Source organism: Mesonia algae, from assembly GCF_003253545.1.
Classification (GTDB): Bacteria; Bacteroidota; Bacteroidia; order Flavobacteriales; family Flavobacteriaceae; genus Mesonia; species Mesonia algae.
This window is the reverse complement of the sequence record NZ_QKYV01000004.1, coordinates 36,968-55,351: the sequence shown is the minus strand read 5'-3', so window position 1 is coordinate 55,351 and position 18,384 is coordinate 36,968. Positions and strand designations below refer to the sequence as shown.

9 protein-coding genes are annotated in these 18,384 nt (G+C 36.9%); 1 reads left to right on the top strand and 8 read right to left on the bottom strand.

Features of this window, described 5'->3' with window-relative positions; genetic code table 11:
• Positions 1–45: 45 nt before the first annotated feature.
• From LX95_RS07640 to LX95_RS07630, 3 genes are read right to left on the bottom strand one after another with little or no spacing between them, the layout of a single operon-like run.
• Positions 46–2,841: a M16 family metallopeptidase gene (locus tag LX95_RS07640; RefSeq protein ID WP_211307648.1), complete on the bottom strand. Its 2,796-nt coding sequence runs from the start codon at positions 2,839–2,841 to the stop codon at positions 46–48.
• A 42-nt stretch (positions 2,842–2,883) separates the two neighbouring features.
• On the bottom strand, positions 2,884–4,260 hold the full coding sequence (locus LX95_RS07635) for a RagB/SusD family nutrient uptake outer membrane protein (protein ID WP_245924738.1): 1,377 nt from the start codon (positions 4,258–4,260) through the stop codon (positions 2,884–2,886).
• Positions 4,261–4,297: 37 nt separating this feature from the next.
• A complete protein-coding gene (locus tag LX95_RS07630) occupies positions 4,298–7,246 on the bottom strand; it encodes a SusC/RagA family TonB-linked outer membrane protein (protein WP_111540858.1) in 2,949 nt (982 codons plus the stop codon).
• Positions 7,247–9,354: 2,108 nt separating this feature from the next.
• On the opposite strand from LX95_RS07630, the gene LX95_RS07625 reads away from it, so the two are divergent.
• Positions 9,355–9,591: a helix-turn-helix domain-containing protein gene (locus LX95_RS07625; protein WP_111540857.1), complete on the top strand. Its 237-nt coding sequence runs from the start codon at positions 9,355–9,357 to the stop codon at positions 9,589–9,591.
• 124 nt (positions 9,592–9,715) lie between these two features.
• Here the strand turns inward: LX95_RS07625 and LX95_RS07620 are convergent, their stop codons facing one another.
• The 5 genes from LX95_RS07620 to LX95_RS07600 form a co-directional block, all read right to left on the bottom strand.
• Entirely contained in the window at positions 9,716–10,405 is a 690-nt protein-coding gene (locus LX95_RS07620) for a M48 family metallopeptidase (RefSeq protein WP_111540856.1), read from the bottom strand.
• Positions 10,398–13,589, bottom strand: a complete 3,192-nt coding sequence (locus tag LX95_RS07615) for a type I restriction endonuclease subunit R (protein ID WP_111540855.1) — start codon at positions 13,587–13,589, stop codon at positions 10,398–10,400. Before LX95_RS07615 ends, LX95_RS07620 begins: the two co-directional genes overlap by 8 nt.
• A gap of 322 nt (positions 13,590–13,911) precedes the next feature.
• Entirely contained in the window at positions 13,912–15,555 is a 1,644-nt protein-coding gene (locus tag LX95_RS07610) for an ATP-binding protein (RefSeq protein WP_111540854.1), read from the bottom strand.
• Between the two features lie 7 nt (positions 15,556–15,562).
• Positions 15,563–16,798, bottom strand: coding sequence for a restriction endonuclease subunit S (locus LX95_RS07605; RefSeq protein WP_111540853.1), 1,236 nt, complete (start codon positions 16,796–16,798; stop codon positions 15,563–15,565).
• Positions 16,795–18,345, bottom strand: a complete 1,551-nt coding sequence (locus LX95_RS07600) for a type I restriction-modification system subunit M (protein WP_111540852.1) — start codon at positions 18,343–18,345, stop codon at positions 16,795–16,797. Before LX95_RS07600 ends, LX95_RS07605 begins: the two co-directional genes overlap by 4 nt.
• Positions 18,346–18,384 lie beyond the last annotated feature (39 nt).

Sequence of the window (18,384 nt, the reverse complement as noted above, 5' to 3'; positions counted from 1 at the left end):
AAAAAAGAAGAAGCACACGCTAACTCCGTGTGCTTCTGTTTTTAATTACGGACTTATATTACCTGCAATAAATTCAAATTGATTTTCTTTTATTAAATAACGTTGAGCTGCCTGTTGAATTGCTTTGGGATCGAGTCCATTCAAATAACTAAGGTACTCCTGATGAGAAACCCAGGGTCGTTTGTTACCGAGTACATCGTAAAGACGCTGTTGCATCTTTTCATGAGTTTGCAAATAGGCTTCAGTATATTTTAGCTTTATACGCTCCACCGCAGCTTCCAAGTATTTTTCAGAGATATCTCCTTTTTTCAGTTCTTCCACGATTTGCTGACACTCCTTTCGAATAGCCTCGATTTCCTTTGGAATACCACTGATCTCAATTTTTATTTGTACACGATTTTCTTCCAGATCATAATACCCGTCCGACCAAAGGTCATAAACACTCAACCCCAACTCTTGTCTTAATCGTTGTAGCTTTGTTTCTATCAACTCTCCTAAAGTCTGCACCAATACCTCTTCTTGCCAAGATAGAACTTGCTTAGTCGGTTGGATATATTGTAAGTAATATTTTTCATTAGACATCAATTTTTGTGTTTTGATTCTTCTTACCAAGGGTCCTTTTAAAAGGGGCTTTGGAAAGGAAGCTTTAGGTCGACTTGTAGTTAAAACTGATTCCTCGGGGAGGTTACCTAAGTATTGCTGTAATAATGGCATCATTTCTTCAGCATTAAAATCACCACTCAAAATAAACGTCCACTGACTCGCATCATTAAACAAGCGATTGTATATCTCTATGCTTTTTTCTGCTTGATGCTGCCGTAAGAATTTGGCGTTTTGCCAAGGATTTACATTTCTATACCCATAATAACGAGGTATCACCGTATCTCCATAAAATTCTCGTATATAAGATTTTATTTCTTCTTCTGAAGAAGGAACATAAGGCTCTCTTTCTTTATATAAAATCTCCCAGGCTTTAACTTTTTCAGCCGAATAAGAAACTGCTTGAAAAAGTGTATAAATCCACTCCAATACCGCTTCGGTGGAGGCTAAAGGTGCTCTGGCTGCCATTCCAGTTTCCCGATAATCAATAAATGGCTCACTCAGATGTATGCCATGGGTTTCTTTAAAACTATTCAACGCTTTGGAAGAATAATCTCTTAAGTCTTTTTCCTGTATCCAACGAGGAGCCACGACAGCACTAGCATAGTCCACCATAGAAAAAGCAGAAGCACCCTGTGGTCTAAATCCTTGCACATATAGGTCTTTAGCGCCTATGCCTGAGGTAGGTTGGAAAGGCTTTAGTATAATCTTTACTCCATTCTCTAAAACGAAAGCTTGACTGTCTTTTATTGGCGGCTCCACTTCAATAAAACTAACAGGTTTCAATTCATTTTTTATAGCGGCGGGTATGAGCTCCTTTGTCACCACTGGCAATACATACGGCTGGAGTTGATTTTTGGATAGCTCGGACAGCTGTTTTCTTACCCAGTCTTCATTTTTATAATACGATGGAAGCTTGCTTCCAGTTATTACCCCAATATCCTGAGGTTGTGTTTGTACAAATTCTTTTAAATGCTCATTAAAAGCGCTTAAGGATATATCTCTGAGCTGCGTTTCTAAGGCCTTCGGAGAAGCAAACAAGGGGTGTCCTTCTAAAAAATGCCTCTCTAATTGTTTGATCCAAAAATTATGAGCTCTAGGTAAACCTTGAGATACATATTGTTCTACCACCTCTTTATATTCTTCAGGATAGACCCCGTAGGCTTTTAGAACCTGAAGTGCGTTGGTGATCCCGGATAATACCTCTTGGCTATTTTGTGGTTGACCACAAAGTTGAATGGAATAAGACATGGGCTTAGAGGCGTATTGATATTCATTTTTAACCGAGATCTGGTTCGCATAGACATGTTCTAATCGCTTACGCAGAATATCAAGGAAAAGGTTAAATTCAATACTGCTTAGAAATCCTTTTGGCATTTGTATACACTCTGCCAGTTGCGTTCGGTAATAGAGCTGATACCTCAAAAAATGAGATGCTTCTGCTAGTTCTTCTACATAAAATTGTGGAGGTTTTTTTTGATAAACTTCCTCACAATCCGTCACCTTTTGCATCTGCTGAGCAGGTGGGATATCTCCGAAAAGCTTTTGTATATGTTGTTCTAGGTTCTTCATTTCTTTTAAATCTCCCACGATAAGAATAGCCATACGATCGGGGCGGTACCATTTTTTATAAAAATGTTCTAATTCTTGAGGCGTTAAAGCCTCTATGCCTTCTAATAGTTGATCGGTAAAACGGGTACAAGGGTAAATTTTTGCCTCTAATGTTTCTACTGCAGCAACTATTAAAGGCTCATCACTTTCTCGAAATAACATCTCTTGCTTTACCGATGCTTTTTCTTTTTCAACCTCCCGGGCATTAAATTTTACATCTGCCGCTATATCTCTCAACCAATGCAGTGCTTTGTCAACCGATTGAGGATGCTCCTTAGGCACACGCAGGTAATAACTCGTACTCTTCATCCCTGTGCCTCCATTGATATCGCCCCTTACCATACCTAAACTGCGCATACTTTCGAGATGCATTATTCCCTTAGGAAAATGAGGACTAGGACCAAAAGCTACATGCTCTAAAAGGTGTGCTAATTCTACTTGTCCCTCCTGTTCTTGCTCTACTCCTGCTTTGACCAAAAGACGCATATGTATCTTATTCCCCGCATTGGGTAGGTGTTTGAGGTAGTACTTTAGTCCGTTGTTGAGTTGTCCTTCCACTACATCTGTCGACGGTCTTGAGTGTTGGAGAGATTGACCATAGCCTAAAAATACCATCATAAAGACCCACAAGCCTATTATTATTCTACAGAATTGTTTGTTCATAGCTTCAAATTAATAGCCTGCATTTTGTAGGAGCTGGGGGTTACTTAATAATTCCGTAGCAGGAAGGGGGTATAATACATCGGTACTTTCCCAATCAGGGCTATAAGGAGCAAATACCTGCTCGGTGGTATCCCATCGCTTCACATCCAACCAACGGTGGCCCCATTCGGTAAAAAGTTCTTTGCGACGTTCATTTACCACTTCCTCTAATAAGGCAGACTGACTTATTCCTGGGTTGCTTTCTGACAATAGTTCTATCCCCGCTCGTTGTTTAATCTGATCTAGATCTGCGATGGCCCCTGAAAGATCATTCTGTTGAGCGCGAGCCTCTGCCCGTATCAAATACTGTTCGGCTAATCTTAAGATCATAGAATACTCGGTAGCTTCTCCTGTAGCATTATGGATTTTGTATTTGTACGCGTGGTATACATCAAGACCTTCGTGATAGCCTATCCAGTCTATTTTGCGTTGATCTTCCTCGTCTAAATAATTCACCAAATCTGCCGTTAGTTTTACATAGGAAAAAGAAGGGATATAGGGATTAATGATAAATACCGAACCTTCATTGGTATGGGTTAAACCTGTTCCGTTTCCTATAGGGGAAAGCTGCCAAATGGCCTCAGGGCTGTTGGCTAGGAACACCTCATTTAAATCGGTAGGCAAACTGTAAGTTCCGCTGGCGGCGATCACTTCACTGCTGTAAATTTCGGCTAATTCCCAATTCTCTAAATAAAGGTGCACCCGCGCCAATAAAGCTTTTGCGGTATAGGCATTGATTTGTGTACGCTCTCCCGAGGAGTAGCTATTTCCCAGCGCATTGGCCGCAATTCCTAAATCCGCTAAGATGTTTTCATAAATGGCTTGTTTAGAACTTCTAGGTTCTACAGCATTTTCTTGGTAATCGGTTCCTAATACTAAGGGCACTTCTCCGTATAAATTCACCAAATAGAAGTAGGTAAAAGCACGAACAAAACGAGCTTCTCCTTCCAATCGCTGTGCTGTTTCTGGCGATACTTTGGTGGAGACCTCTAGTCCTTCCAATAGGGAATTAACCATATAGATCATATTATAGGCACTTCCCCACAAACCTTCATTGTAAGAGTTTTCGGGATGCAACTGGTGATTTTGAAAACCTAATAAGTCGAAGGTATTGGTATTGATCAGCTCTAAATTATCTGCCGATAATCCTGCCAATACGGTGGTACTCCCCAACCAACCTGCACTAAAACTAGCTTGGTAGAGTTGATTGTAAATCCCTTGCATGGCGGCTTCTGCAGTTTCTTCGGTGTCGAATACTTTACTGCTTACCAGTTTATAATCGGGTTCTTCAATATCTAGCCATTCCTGGCAAGAAGTAAGTAACATCCCTAAAAGTAGGGTACTCATTAGGATAAAGTATGTATTATTTTTCATCGGTATGTGTTTAAAAGTTAAGTTGCACCCCTGCGGTAAGGGTACGCAGGCTAGAAAAATCTGTTCCGCCCACGGAGGAATCGGGATCCATGCCTTTATAATCGGTCAGCGTCCATAAATTTTGTCCTGTTAGAAAGAATTTAGCCTGACTTAAATTCAGAACCTCAATCCAGCTTAGGGGAAATTCATAACTTAAATTCAAGGTTTTTAAACGGATAAAAGAGGCATTCTCTATCGTAAGGTCAGATTGTACCGCCCGAGAATAAGCCTGTGAAGCTTCGTAGGTTTGTGATACCTGTTGATAAGCACTAAAATTTTGATCGACTTCTGCTGTGAGTGCTTGCGGAAAACCAGCATTAAAAATATCCGCGAAGCTCCCTTCCTGTTGGACAAACTGAAATAAAAACTGCAAGGAAATTCCTTTATAGCTGAGGCTATTTTGAATGCCTCCAAAATACTCGCGGGTACGGTCTTGAATCACCACCTTATCCTCTTGATCATAGACGCCATCCCCATTTTGATCTATGACTTGATAATACCCCGTTTCTGGATCTATACCCTCATATTTATATAAGAGTGCTATATTTAATGGATGCCCCTCTCGGTAGGTATGGGCATAGGGAGATTGCTCTAGACCAGGGTAACTAACCAATTCATTTTTCGGGAAGCTCATGTTCAAGGATGTCTGCCAACGAAAGTTTCCTTTACGGATATTATCACTAGAAAATTCTACTTCCCACCCCCTATTTTCTACGGTTGCCGGTAAGTTGGCTTGTACGCTATTAAATCCTGTAGTCGCTGGTAATGGATAAGCCACCAATTGATTGGAAGAACGGTTGCGGTAGGCGCTCACCCCCAAATGAATTCTATCCTTTAGAAACCCTAACTGCATCCCCACCTCTGCTTTTTTATTGACCTCCCAAGAATATTCGGGATTAGCTAAAGCCGTGGGATAAAGACCGCCCGGACCAGGGGTAGCTTCATAAGCATCTAAATATCCATAATCTGGAATCTGATCACTACCCGTAGTTCCATAACTCCCACGCAGTTTCCCGAAAGATAACCACTCCAGGTGCTGTTTAAAAAATGCCTCGTCGGTAAAAATCCACCCCGCACCAATAGCTCCGAAATTAGCAAAGCGATTCCCTTGAGCAAAACGGGAAGAGCCATCCCTTCTCCCGGTAAGGTTCAGGTAATATTTTTTGTCCCAGTTGATTCCAAGTCTGGCAAATACTGCTTGGTAACGGTATTGGGTGTTTTTGGCTTGTGCGTGGAGTAAACTTTCTGCGGCTCCAAGATTTCCAATCAAAGCTTCTGCCACATAATTTTCTCCTTGTACGCTAAAGGTATCGTACTGATTTTCTTGAAGCGTACTCCCCAAGAGCGCGTTAAGATTTAACTTTCCCCATTGGTGTTGGTAATTAAGTTGAGGCTCTATGATCCAAGACTGACGCTGACTTTGGGTATTTAAAGATCGGTGTAACGGCATGGAAGAAGGGTTATAAGAACGTTGGGGCATTTTAACCACTTCATCGCTATTGAAATGGGTAAAACCAAAGTTGGTTTTCAAGGCTAGGCCTAGGATAATTTCATAAGACAGGTTAAGGCTGGACACTAAATTGTGAGATTTTATTTCCGCCTTATTATAAAGACCTGCTAAAGGATGTTCAAGCCCTGCTTCTCCCCAAGTCTCCCAATTTAGGCTATCATCTTCGTTATAAAGTTCGGGCGCATTGGGGGCAAGTTTAAAGGCTTTACTCCTAAAATTAACTCCGCCTGCCATCAGTTCATTTTGATCTACTCCATAGTTAAGTGCCAGCCCCAGTTGAAATTTTTCATCTTTAGAACGATGTTCTAGGTGTGCCCCACCTGTAAATTTTTGGTATTGTAAATCTACCGGGTAAATTGTCCCTTGCTGGTGAAATGCTCCATTTAATCTAAAATGCGTCTGGTCACTTCCGCCTTGAGCGGAAATATTCACATCGGTAATATCGGCCGTACCTCCCAAGAACTCTTCCTGCCAATCGGTTTCTCGATTTTGATCCCAAAGCAACAAGTCGTAGGCATTATATTCATCGGGTTCTACCCCATCATTCACAAAAGCTTGTTGTCGTATTTCAAGGTATTGTTGGGTATTTAGTAGGTCTAGTTTATTAGCAACGGTCGATACTCCTTTATAAACTCTAGCTTGAATTCCTTTTTGCCCTTTCCCTTTTTTAGTGCTAATCAAAATAACCCCATTGGCTCCTCGAGAGCCATAAATCGCTGTAGCATCCGCATCTTTAAGCACCTCAATACTTTCTATATTACTTAGGTTCATTGTACTCAATGGGTCTATTCCAGAAAAACTCAGACTACTCTTACTCTCTACAGGAGTAGAATTAATAGGAACTCCATCAATAATATATAAGGGGTAATTCCCTTCACTGCGCAGACTATTTTGTCCGCGAATTCGAATAGTGGGCGCTGCCCCCGGAGTATCGGTTCCCGTACTGATCTCCACCCCTGCCATTCTTCCTTGCAAAGCTTGTAACGGACTTACCACGGGCTGCAGTTCTATCTCTTTGGCTGTGATCTTGGCGATATTACCTGTGCGTTCCCTTTCGGTAGTGGTGTAATAACCCGCATTGATCACCAAATCGCCTAAAGAGTTCTCGTTTTCTTTTAGCTGTATGTTAATTTGCGTCTGCTCTCCCACTGCTACTTTTTGCGAGATATAGCCCATATAGGTGTAAACCAAGGTGTCTTGGGGTCTAGCCACCAATTGGTACTCCCCTTCAAAGTTAGAGGTGGTTCCTCGGTTAGTACCTTGTATTTGGATGTTCACCCCTGGGATAGGGAGATCTTGGGGACCAGTGACCTGTCCCTCGATAATTTGTTGGCAGAACCCGCTTAAGGGAGTAACTCCTATCCATAAAAGAGTTATCCTTAACAGGTGCTGCCTGTAAGAAAATTTCATAACTTTGTACTGTTAATTACGTTGAGTAAATTAATGTTTAGCCTTCCTCGCCGTGCAAAGCTTTAGGAGGGCTTTTTTGTTTTAGTTTTTAATTTTTAGCGTTTAGCTATTAGCTGCTAGCTTTTAGCTTTCAATGCTTGCTGTCATGCTGCACTTGATGCAGCATCTCATCCAGTTTGACGTCATGCTGAGCCTGACTCAGCATCTCATCCTATTCGACGTCATGCTGAACTCGTTTCAGCATCTCATCCTGTTAAACATTTCATTTTTGTCATTCCAAGCGGAGTCGAGAAATCTTGTAATTCAAAATTCAATTCTCTTGTCATTTCGAGCGGAGTCGAGAAATCTCATGATTCTTTTTAATTCATAGGCATTTAGTTTATATTCTCTTCTTTTCCATCGCTGAAAAGAAGCAAAAATCTAGGCTGATTTTAGCCTTTTTGAAAACGACATAAAAGCTTTATCCTGCGTATAGCAATCGCTCCGCTAGGCTATACTCCTCTGCCCAAACTGCAGCTTTTACTCGTTTTGCTACGAAAACTAAAAATAGGCCACGTCATACTATACTTGAATATTTAGAAGTAAATTCAGCATTCTAGATAACTCAATTCAACTCTTAGCTTTCAACGTTTACTGTCATGCTGAACCTGTACGTACGTCATGCTGAACTCGTTTCAGCATCTCATCCTCTTTAATTTTCTCCTCCTTGTCATTTCAAGCGGAGTCGAGAAATCTTCCAATTCAAAATTCAACTCTCTTGTCATTTCGAGCGGAGTCAAGAAATCTTCCAATTCAAAATTCAATTCTCTTGTCATTTCGAGCGGAGACGAGAAATCTTATTATTAATTCGTTTTATATCATAGGCATTCATTTATTTTTATCCTTTACTTTTTCCCATCGCCAGAAAAAGACCTCTTTGATAGAAGATGCACGAACTCCAGTAAAATAGCAAAGCGTGAGCTAAACAAACCCGCCCGACCGGTACGGGCAGGAAGGTCTAGGCTGACGAATCTTACTCTAAATTTATCGTTCGAGGTCTAAATTTTAAGAACTCACTTCGTTCAAACAGCTTAAAATTTTAAGCCCTTTTCACTTCAAATTTTACGAGTAATTTTCGATAGGCCATCTCAAACTGTATTTGAATGCTTAAAATTAAATTCAGCATCTCATCCTGTTCGACGTCATGCTGAGCTTGACTCAGCATTTCATCCCCTTTAATTTTCTCCTCCTTGTCATTTCGAGCAGAGTCGAGAAATCTTCCAATTCAAAATTCAACTCTCTTGTCATTTCGAGCGGAGTCGAGAAATCTCATGATTCGTTTAATTCATAAGCATTCATTCATTGATTGTTCTCTTCTTTTGCATTGCCCAAAAGAAACAAACCCGCCCGACCGGTACGGGCAGGAGTCTAGGCTGACGAAACTATTCTTAAATTTATCAATCGAGGTCTAAATTTTAGGAACTCCCTGCGGTCAAACAGCCTAAAATTTTACAACCATCGATTTTCAAATTTCACAGAATACTTTCGATATGCCACATCAAAATATACTTGAATATTTAGAAGTAAATTCAGCATTCTAGATAATTCTATTCAACTCTTAGCTTTCAACGTTTGCTGTCATGTTAAACTTGCACGAACGTCATGCTGAGCTTGACTCAGCATCTCATCCTGTTGAGCATTTCATCTTTGTCATTTCGAGCGGAATCGAGAAATCTCATGATTAATTCGTTTTATTTCATAGGCATACAAATTATTAAGTTCAACCCTAAACCATAGCGGTACTCTAAAAAAAGGAAGAAGAAAATGCTTTGAAAAAATAGAAGAGAAAAGCCAAATACAAAAAGGCGTGGAAACTCAACTTATCGATCTAAGGTACTGGTATACCACGCACAATAAGTGAGCCCACGCCCGGGTCGTGAGCACTAACACTTATCATTCCGTGCATTAAAAATTACCAGTTTTTAGATCGGAATTCAAAGCGAATGCTTCTAATATTTTACTTAAAGAAGTATCGCAAATATAATATTATGATTCAAATATAGTAAAAATATTTAAATTACAGGACTATAGTCCTTAGTTATTTCTTTCTTTTTTGGCTCAATTTGTATATGCATGAATCATTAGAGAAAATAGAACATCATATAATCAATAAAGTCCGAGAACTTAGGCTTAGTAAAGGTATTAGTCAGACTAGTTTATCACATTCAATAGGAAAAGGCACTACCTTTATATCTGACATTGAAGCACCTTCTAAAAAAGCAAAATATAACGTTATACATTTAAATCTTATTGCAAAAGCTTTAAACTGCTCGCCAAAAGATTTTTGGCCAGAGAAACCATTGTAATTTTTTGTACGAAAATTGAACATTAAATCTTAATTAGGAAATAAATAGAAATAGTAATTTCTAGCTAGCTTGGGCACACCATAATTTAGTGAACTATGATATATCTATTTATACCGTTAAATTCTTAAAGTTTCATTCCTAACATACGTTCATCAAGGTTTTTCCAATTGGGAAGATGTTTTGAAAGCTCTGCCCAAAATTCTTTAGAATGGTTTTTGACTTTAGTATGGGTGAGTTCATGAACAATTAAGTAATCAATTAATGACCAAGATAGTTTGACCGCATCCACATTAATAATAATTGTATTACTAGGTGTACAACTGCCCCAAGTTTTTTCTAATTTTCTAAATTTCAATTCATTAAAACTCAACCCAGTTTCTTTAGACCATTTTTTTATTCGCGGGCTTAACTTTTCCTCTGCCTTTCTTTTAAAAAAACTGTTTAATGCTTCGCTTATATCAACTTCTTTGTAGTTTTCTGGAACGGTAATTTTAAACTTAGACTCTGTAAATTCAATAATAACAGAAGATACTTTACTGTTCTTAAAAAGTTGTACGTAGTATTTTCTCCCTAAATATTGAATTCGTGAACCTGTAACAATTTCCTTATCTTCAATGGTTTTAACCAAGTCTAACTTATCTAAAATCCATTTAGCTTTTTTTAGAATGAGCTGCTGTGCTTTTTCTTCTGTAACACGTTCACCTTTTAGCACAACCCCACTATTACGCTCTACTGTAATGTAATGAGACTTTAAACCATTAGTTTCCTTAATAGAATAAGCTATAGTCCTATTTCCGTAAGCTACACTAGGCATCTTTATTCTTCTTTAAAATTTCTAGCATATCCTTTGCCTTTAGCTTAGCTTCTATATTAGTAAGTTTGCTACGTAAGAAACGTTTAATCTTGTTCTCTATGTCTTTTTGAACTCTAGTTTTATCTACCCAACCTACAATACTCAACTCACCTGCTATTAAATCATATAAAGTATGGGTAGCATCTTCAGCACCTTCTTCAAAAATAATTTTCATTGAATTATAAACTGCTTTCTTTTGGTTAGTGACAAAACCTTTTTCATTACTTTCTTTATCTTCTACTGCTATTTCTTCACCCAAGCCAGCATAAGCTAATAACAACTGTGTTTCTGTAATTCTCTGTTCTTTTTTTTGCTTTAAAAGCTCTTCTAAACGTTGTGCTAAGGGTTTAAAAAAATCTGGATTTTTATCTAAACCAACTTTAATAGTATGCTTTAGGTTGTTACGCATTTTTAATTCTTTAGTAGATGGAGAAGCGTTCATCATTTCTTCTTTAAACCTCTCCTTATCAATTATAGAAATAGGTTCTTCTAATAAGTTTTCTATCCCTTTAGATTGCAAGTGCCTATCTATCATATTTTGTAACATTGTACTCTCCTCTCTACTTACTTTTAAATCTTCATCATCAGGATAAAAATTTCTAGCTTGGAGTTTTATTTCATTATATAACTTAAAATCTTTTTCATATTTCATTGCTTTAATGTTAGGCAAAACAATGTGTATAGATTTATTAAATTCTTTAAGCAATACTTTAAACTCGTCTCGCTTATCTAATGGTTCTATAAAGCGTATCGCTGCATCTATATACCTTTCACGTTCATAAAGACGATCAATTTCCATAGGTTTAAAAAATGATACTAATTTTGTATGATTTAATGCTAAACGTGGTAACTCTTCTGCCAAATTTTTTAAAATATCATCTGGTCTTAAATCACCATTAAAAATTTCCATTGCTTGAATGAGGTAAGACGAGATACCGCAATAATCTACAATATACCCCGCATCTTTTCCTTTCTTAGAACGGTTTACTCGGGCAATTGCCTGTAGTAAATTATGCTCTTTTAAGGCTTTATCTAAATATAAAACACTGGCTATAGGTGCGTCATACCCCGTAAGCAACATATCACTCACAATTAAAAATGCAGTATTATCATATTTCTTTTTACCAGATTTTTCCTTTTCATTTTCATTACCAAACGGAAGTTTATAATCTTCTGTAACCGTTTTCACCGCTTCGGGTGCCGTTAGCCAAATAGGCATAGGGTTGTCGGGGTTTTCTTTATTATGTTCTACCGCAGTATAATATTCTTTAGCGATTTCATCAGTTTTTGGCGAACCTAAACTAATAACCACTTTCGATGTGAATTGATGAAAACCTTCGTTTTCTAACTCCCTAAAAATCTTTTGATATTTTATGGCTGCTTCCCGTCCCGACGTAACCAACATCGCTTTATGCTTGTCGGTATAAATCTTATCTCTGTAGTGAGTAATAATGTGTTTCGCTACATCTCGCATTCTGCTGTAGGATAACTGATATTTACGCAAAGCAGCTCTCTTTAGTACGTCCTTTTTTTCTTCGGAAGTGTCTTTAAACTGCTCATCAAATTCTTTATCCAGCTCTTTCTTTTTAACATCTAGTTGAGCTATGCCTTCATCATAGAATAATTCTTTGGTAGCCCCATCGGCAACCGATTCTTTAATAGTGTATACGTCTATATATTGCCCACCATAAAATTCACCTAAAGTACTTTTATCTTCCTTGCTAATAGGCGTTCCTGTAAATGCTACAAATTTGGCATGCGGGAGTATAGAACGCATAAAAGCTGCCAAGAAGCCATAATGACTTCTATGTGCCTCATCTACCAATACATATAAGTTCTTTTTATCAGAAAGGTGTTGTAATTCTATTTCTTCTTTATCTATCGCTACCCACTTACCCTGTTGTAATTCTTTAGTTGTTTTAATGAGTTTGTTATTATCAGCATCTACTTTTTTTTCGATTCTGAAATTTTCATTTTCTTCTAATTCAGTTTGGTCTTGAATTGAATTATCTTCGGTATCGGTTTCTTGAAACTTTTGTAATGTAGTGGTTATAATTTTACCATAATTATTAGATAGTAACGTATTTAAATGCGCTACCGATGATGCTTGGGTAACATTTTTAAATCCTATGTTTTGAAAAGTGGTGGTGATTTGCCTATCTAAATCTTTACGGTCGGTCATGATAAGTACCGTTGGGTTATCAAATCCATATTCTGGTGCCATCAATTTTCTTGTTACATAGGCCATGGTTATAGATTTACCTGAACCTTGTGTATGCCAAACCACCCCACCACGACCTTCTTGCAAACGTGTAATGGTTTTATTAGTAGCACGTAACTGCTGGTAACGTGGTAGTTTTTTTATGAGTTGCCCATTTTCATTTTCAAAAATTACAAAATGACGAATTAGATCTAGCAACTGTTCTTTACGAAAAATAGAGTACAGTAAAATATCTTGATGTGTAGGCTCTTCTCCTAAAAAACTAAGCTCTTCTTCTTTATGTGGTTTGTATACCGAATAAAACTGTTTAGGTGCTTGAATAGCTCCATACTTACCTCCTACTTTCCAGATACCAACCAATAACTGATTAAAGTGAAATAACTTTTCTGAATTTTCTTGGTAATGCTTTAGATCTCCAAAAGCAGACTCCCAAGCGTTTTGGGCTTTTGGCGATTTACACTCAATAACTGCTATGGGTAACCCATTTATATAAATAGTAATATCTGGAGCAGAATTCCACGTTTTACCTTTGTATTTTAATTGACTTATAGCCTGAAAGTCATTGTTGTCTATACATTCATAATCTATAAAATAAACAGGAATAAAAACTTCTTCTCCTGTAATTTTTTGTTTTAAACTCAATTTAGAACCGCGTAAATGCTCCCAGATTTCTTTATTAATCTCTATTAATGAAGTACCTGTAATAGAAGTGATGCTGTGATATGCTTTTTGCACATTGTTCTCATCAAGCTGCGGATTGATACGTTTGATAGCTGCCAGCAATTGATCTTTAAAAATAACCTCGCTAATGTCTTGACGTGTATCTAAATTTTTAGCTGTACCACAGGTATAGCCCATACGCTCAAAAAGCTGTAATGCTGGTAACTCACTGTATAGATATTCTGGTTGGCTAGTATCACTCATTCTATTATGGTTATTGTACAGTTATCGACCAATTATTGATTATTTATTAATTTTTGGTCGATAAAATATTTTGTGATTCTCTTTCTCCTAAAATCTGCATAAGATGTAGAAATCAAATCGTAAATTTTATTTCTTATTTTATTTTAAAACCCTCACAGTCTATTTATTATACAGAAAGCTATTGTTTTTTCGGTTTTATTACCACTAACATTTGTTGACTATTTATTACATTTTGTTCGATAAATATAATTGGCAAACTCACTACTATATTTCTTTTTATCGGACATTTTATTGGACACTTTATCGGACATTGATGGATTATTTATTGCTTTTTGTCCGATAACTTATATTGTGTACCTCGTTTTTCTCCAATTTTTATAACTTTTTCATCTTCTATTAATTTATCTATAGAACGTTTTAATTTCTTTTCGTGAATCTCTAAACCTATTCTTGTATGAATATCAGCCTTAGCTGCTGGAGCATATATCTTTAAATCTTCTAAAATTAAATGTTCTAAACGGTGCGGTTCAATCTTTTTTAAATCTGTTTTTCCTTTAAAATCGACACTCTTTAATAACTTTGGGTTTACATAGTACTCGGTAGCTTTTGTTTTACCCTTACTTAATACAATATCATTTTTAAGTAAGTTCCCCAACCAATATTTAATAGAATCTTTATTTCTTAACGAGAGTTTACGAGACAAGTTAATTGCAGATAAAACACCACTTTGTGCAATTAAGCCTAACGTAATAATTTCTTTTTGGTTTAAATTATATTCATCATTTACGTTAGACATTAGCCTAACTACTTCTTTACTTATAATTTGTTTTTTTAAAGTAACAATTACCCGATCATCCCATTCTTCTACAATAGGCTCTGGTTTACCGTTAAACAACTGTATTTCAAAAACCTTATCATAACCGCTACCTTCTTTCTCGATCAGTTTTAAATCGTGAAAAATCTTTGATAAATGTTGATTACGTTGTACAGATTTAGATATAATATTAGAAGGCGTTACCCCTAAAGGCAATCTGCCAGGTGAATGCACCTCTAATCTATCGTGATATAAATTGATAAAAATATCACCACGCATGGTATAAACTTTATGCACTAGCGCATTGGCGATAATCTCTCGTATTACCTCTATATCATAATTAGGGATTGTTTTCCTAAAAATACCATCTGAAATTTCAACCGACTCTTTCCAGTCTGGTAGAGCTATAATTTCATTTAATAATTCTTTTGGGTTTTTTGTAAAATCATCCCAAAGTAATTTATTTATTTTATTACCTGTTTCATCATATTTAATAAACTGAATGGTAGGTGCATAATGCAGTAAAGCTCTGTCTTTTCTACTACCAAACCATAAAACACCTAAATTGGTTAAATACTCGTCTGCAGTTAATAAATAATATTCTAGTAGCTCCTCCCTAGACATATCTTTTACAAAACCACTTACCCGTTCTGAGTTTATAATATCTGATAATAAAGTATCTCTTTTTTGATAATCTGCAGCTTCTAACTTTACTTTACGTACTACTTTTTCTTCCCAAATAAAGGCTTGTTTGTCTGCAGCAACCCTAGACATATCTTCTGGCATTAATGGTCTGCATTCATCTGCTACACGCATATAATATTTACCGTTAGAAGTGCAAGCTATGGTTTGTTTACTTTGTAATACTTTTAAATTAACAAACTCTCCCCCGTTTTCTGCCGTTGCTATGGTAGGAATAATCCCCACATTTAAAGTAAGCTGCGGTATTTTTTTATTTATTTTATCTACTAAAGAAGGGGAAATCTTTTGTGTAGCTTCTGGAAGTTTTTTATCATCTTCAATACCTATATGTATTTCACCACCCACGCCATTGGCAAAACAAACACAATCTTTGGCAAGTTCCTGCCAGTTGGCTTTACTGCCTTGTATAAGTTTTAAGGATTTTTTATCGAAATGACTGTTTTCTTCCATAACTACATTAAGCTTCTAACAATTGGTTTACCCGAACTTTACCCGTAAGCAATTGCTGCATCAAACCTTTTTTAAGTTGTAAGTAAGCTTGTTTTTTGTCTTTTTGATTCTCTATCTTTTCAAAAACACACTTTAAACTTCCTGCAATTTTCTGCTGTTCAACTTGTGGAGGAACTGGCACTTTAAATGTTCTTATTCTTGTCAATGCTAACTTGGGTTGTGCATTATTTGTTTGTTCTCTTTCCACTGCATTCTGAATAATTGGACTCAATAATACATATAACAAAAAATGTTTATCTACTTTTATATTTGTTATTTTATCTGCATTTTCTGTTAGATTAGCACCATCTAACCCCTCAGGAATTTCCCCAACTAAACCTAATGTACCTGCTACGGTTATAAATAAATCCCCTTTATTAATTATATACCTTGCTATGCTTGGAAATACATCATCAGGAACATATAAAATATTAGAAATATCTACACCTCCCATTTTCATATCAGCTACTCTTATGTATGGATGTGAGTTTTTTGTTTCTATTAATGACTTTCCTTTTGGAAGCCTCTTTCCTCCTTTTATTTCTGCAATTTCTTCCAACTTTCTCACCTCCCAACTTTTAGGAATTTCCCCAAGGGGTGAGTCTTTAAACTCGGTATGCCCGATGCCTTTAGTGAGCAGGCGTTGCATTAAGCCTTTTTTAAGTTCTTCGGTAGCTGTAATTTGTTGATCGATGACCGCTATTTTCTCATCTACCGTACTTAATATCTCTGCTATTTTTTGTTGTTCTGGGAGGGGTGGGAGTTTAAATTTAGCATTGTAAAAATCTTTATTTGAAAGATGTTTAACTGTAGTTCCTGCTGTCCTAAAATGAACCCTATCTAAAAATGGTTGAGCTAAATAATAAAAGAAATCTAAGTTAATTTGGCTATTAGGAATTTGATATAATTTTAAAATTCGTTGATTAAGAAGTGCTTTGTTACCTTGCCATCTGCTAATATGAAAGTCCCCATCCATTCCAACTAAGATATCATTCTTCTCTATAAGATAATCTTTAAGATATTCTCCATTAAAAAAAGTCTCGCTATAGCCTTTCAAAATATTTCTTATTCGGATTAATGGTAAACCTATCCCATCTTCATTGAATTTCTTCGAGTCAAATGGATATCCGCCAAGAAGTCCTACATTATTTTTGAATTTAATTACCTCCCAATTTTCAGGAATTGCTTCATTTTCAATTTTCATATTCCCAACTCCTTTAAAAATGAACTTAGTTTTTTATCTATGTCGGCTTCTTGCTGTTCTAAGTTGGCTATGGTTTCTTTTACCGCAGCAATATCTACTTCTGGTTCTGGCTCTGTGGTATCTATATAACGAGAGATGTTCAGGTTATAGTCGTTTTCTGCAATCTCCTCTACATCTACCACTCGCATATACTTATCTACTTCCGCGTAAGCATTATAAGCGGCTACAATTTTAGCCACATGCTCTTCTTCTAAGCTGTTTTGGTTTTTGCCTTCTTTAAAAGCTTGGCTAGCATCTATAATGGCTACCTTATTTTTTTGAGCTTCGGTTTTATTTTTATTAATAATCCAGATAGAAGCAGGAATACCTGTATTATAAAATAACTTAGACGGTAAACCTACAATACCCTCTACCAAATCTGCCTGTAATAAGGCTTTACGTATTTTACCCTCGCTAGAACCTCTAAACAGTGTGCCGTGCGGTAAGACCACACCTGCTTTACCGTCCTGTTTTAAAACGGCAATCATATGTTGTAAAAAAGCTAAATCTGCATACCCTCTTGGAGGAATACCATATTGAAAACGCCCGTAAGGATCTGTAACCTGGGTGTTATATTTTGGGGTTACTTTTTTCTCTTTACCGTCTTTATCTAGTTTTACTTCTACATTGGTTTCGGCAGGAGTCCACCATTCGCCTTGAGAAAATGGAGGGTTAGCAATTACCCTATCAAATAACATTAAATCGTTATTCTCCATATGTTTGGGAGTTACCAAGGTATCGCCTTTCTCTAAACTAGCATCGGTAAAATTATGCAGCAACATATTTAGTTTACCTATAGCCCAAGTGCTTAGGTTTTTTTCTTGACCGTAAAGCGAAACATTTATATTTTTACCTACTTTACCTTCGGGTAATTGAGCTATATAGTTGGCGGCCTCTATAAGCATACCACCACTCCCCATTGTTGGGTCGTAAACCCGTTGCTTGGGTTGTGGTTTTATAAGTTGTACAATAAGCTGCACCACACCACGAGGGGTATAAAATTCGCCTCCTTTTTTACCTGCATCATCTGCAAATTGTTTTATCAAATACTCATAAGCATCTCCCAAAATATGCGGCGATGCTAAATCTGCATTACGCAACGAGTATTGATTAAAATGACTGAGTAAACGTTTAATGACATCGTCTGATAGTTTGTCTTTATCACCAAACTTAGTAGTGGTTAACACGCCTTCTAAAGAGGTGTTTTCACGCTCAATGGCAGCAAAGGCTTTGTCTAGTTCTATCCCTATATTTTCGGTTACTGTTTTTAGATACTCCCAACGTGCCTCTGGCGGTAAGGCAAAATAAGTGTCGTCTTCTGCATCTTCACGGCTACTACCATCTTCTTCCATTAATTGCTCTACTTCTTCTTCAAAAGTATCGTTGGTTCTTTTTAAAAATAAAAGACCAAAAATGTAATTTTTAAAGTCCGACGAATCTATGGATCCACGTAATATATTAGCCGACTCCCATAACCAGGATTCGAGCGTATCTAGTTTTAAATTCATGTATTGTATATATGTTTTATATAGGCTGTTGTAAAAATA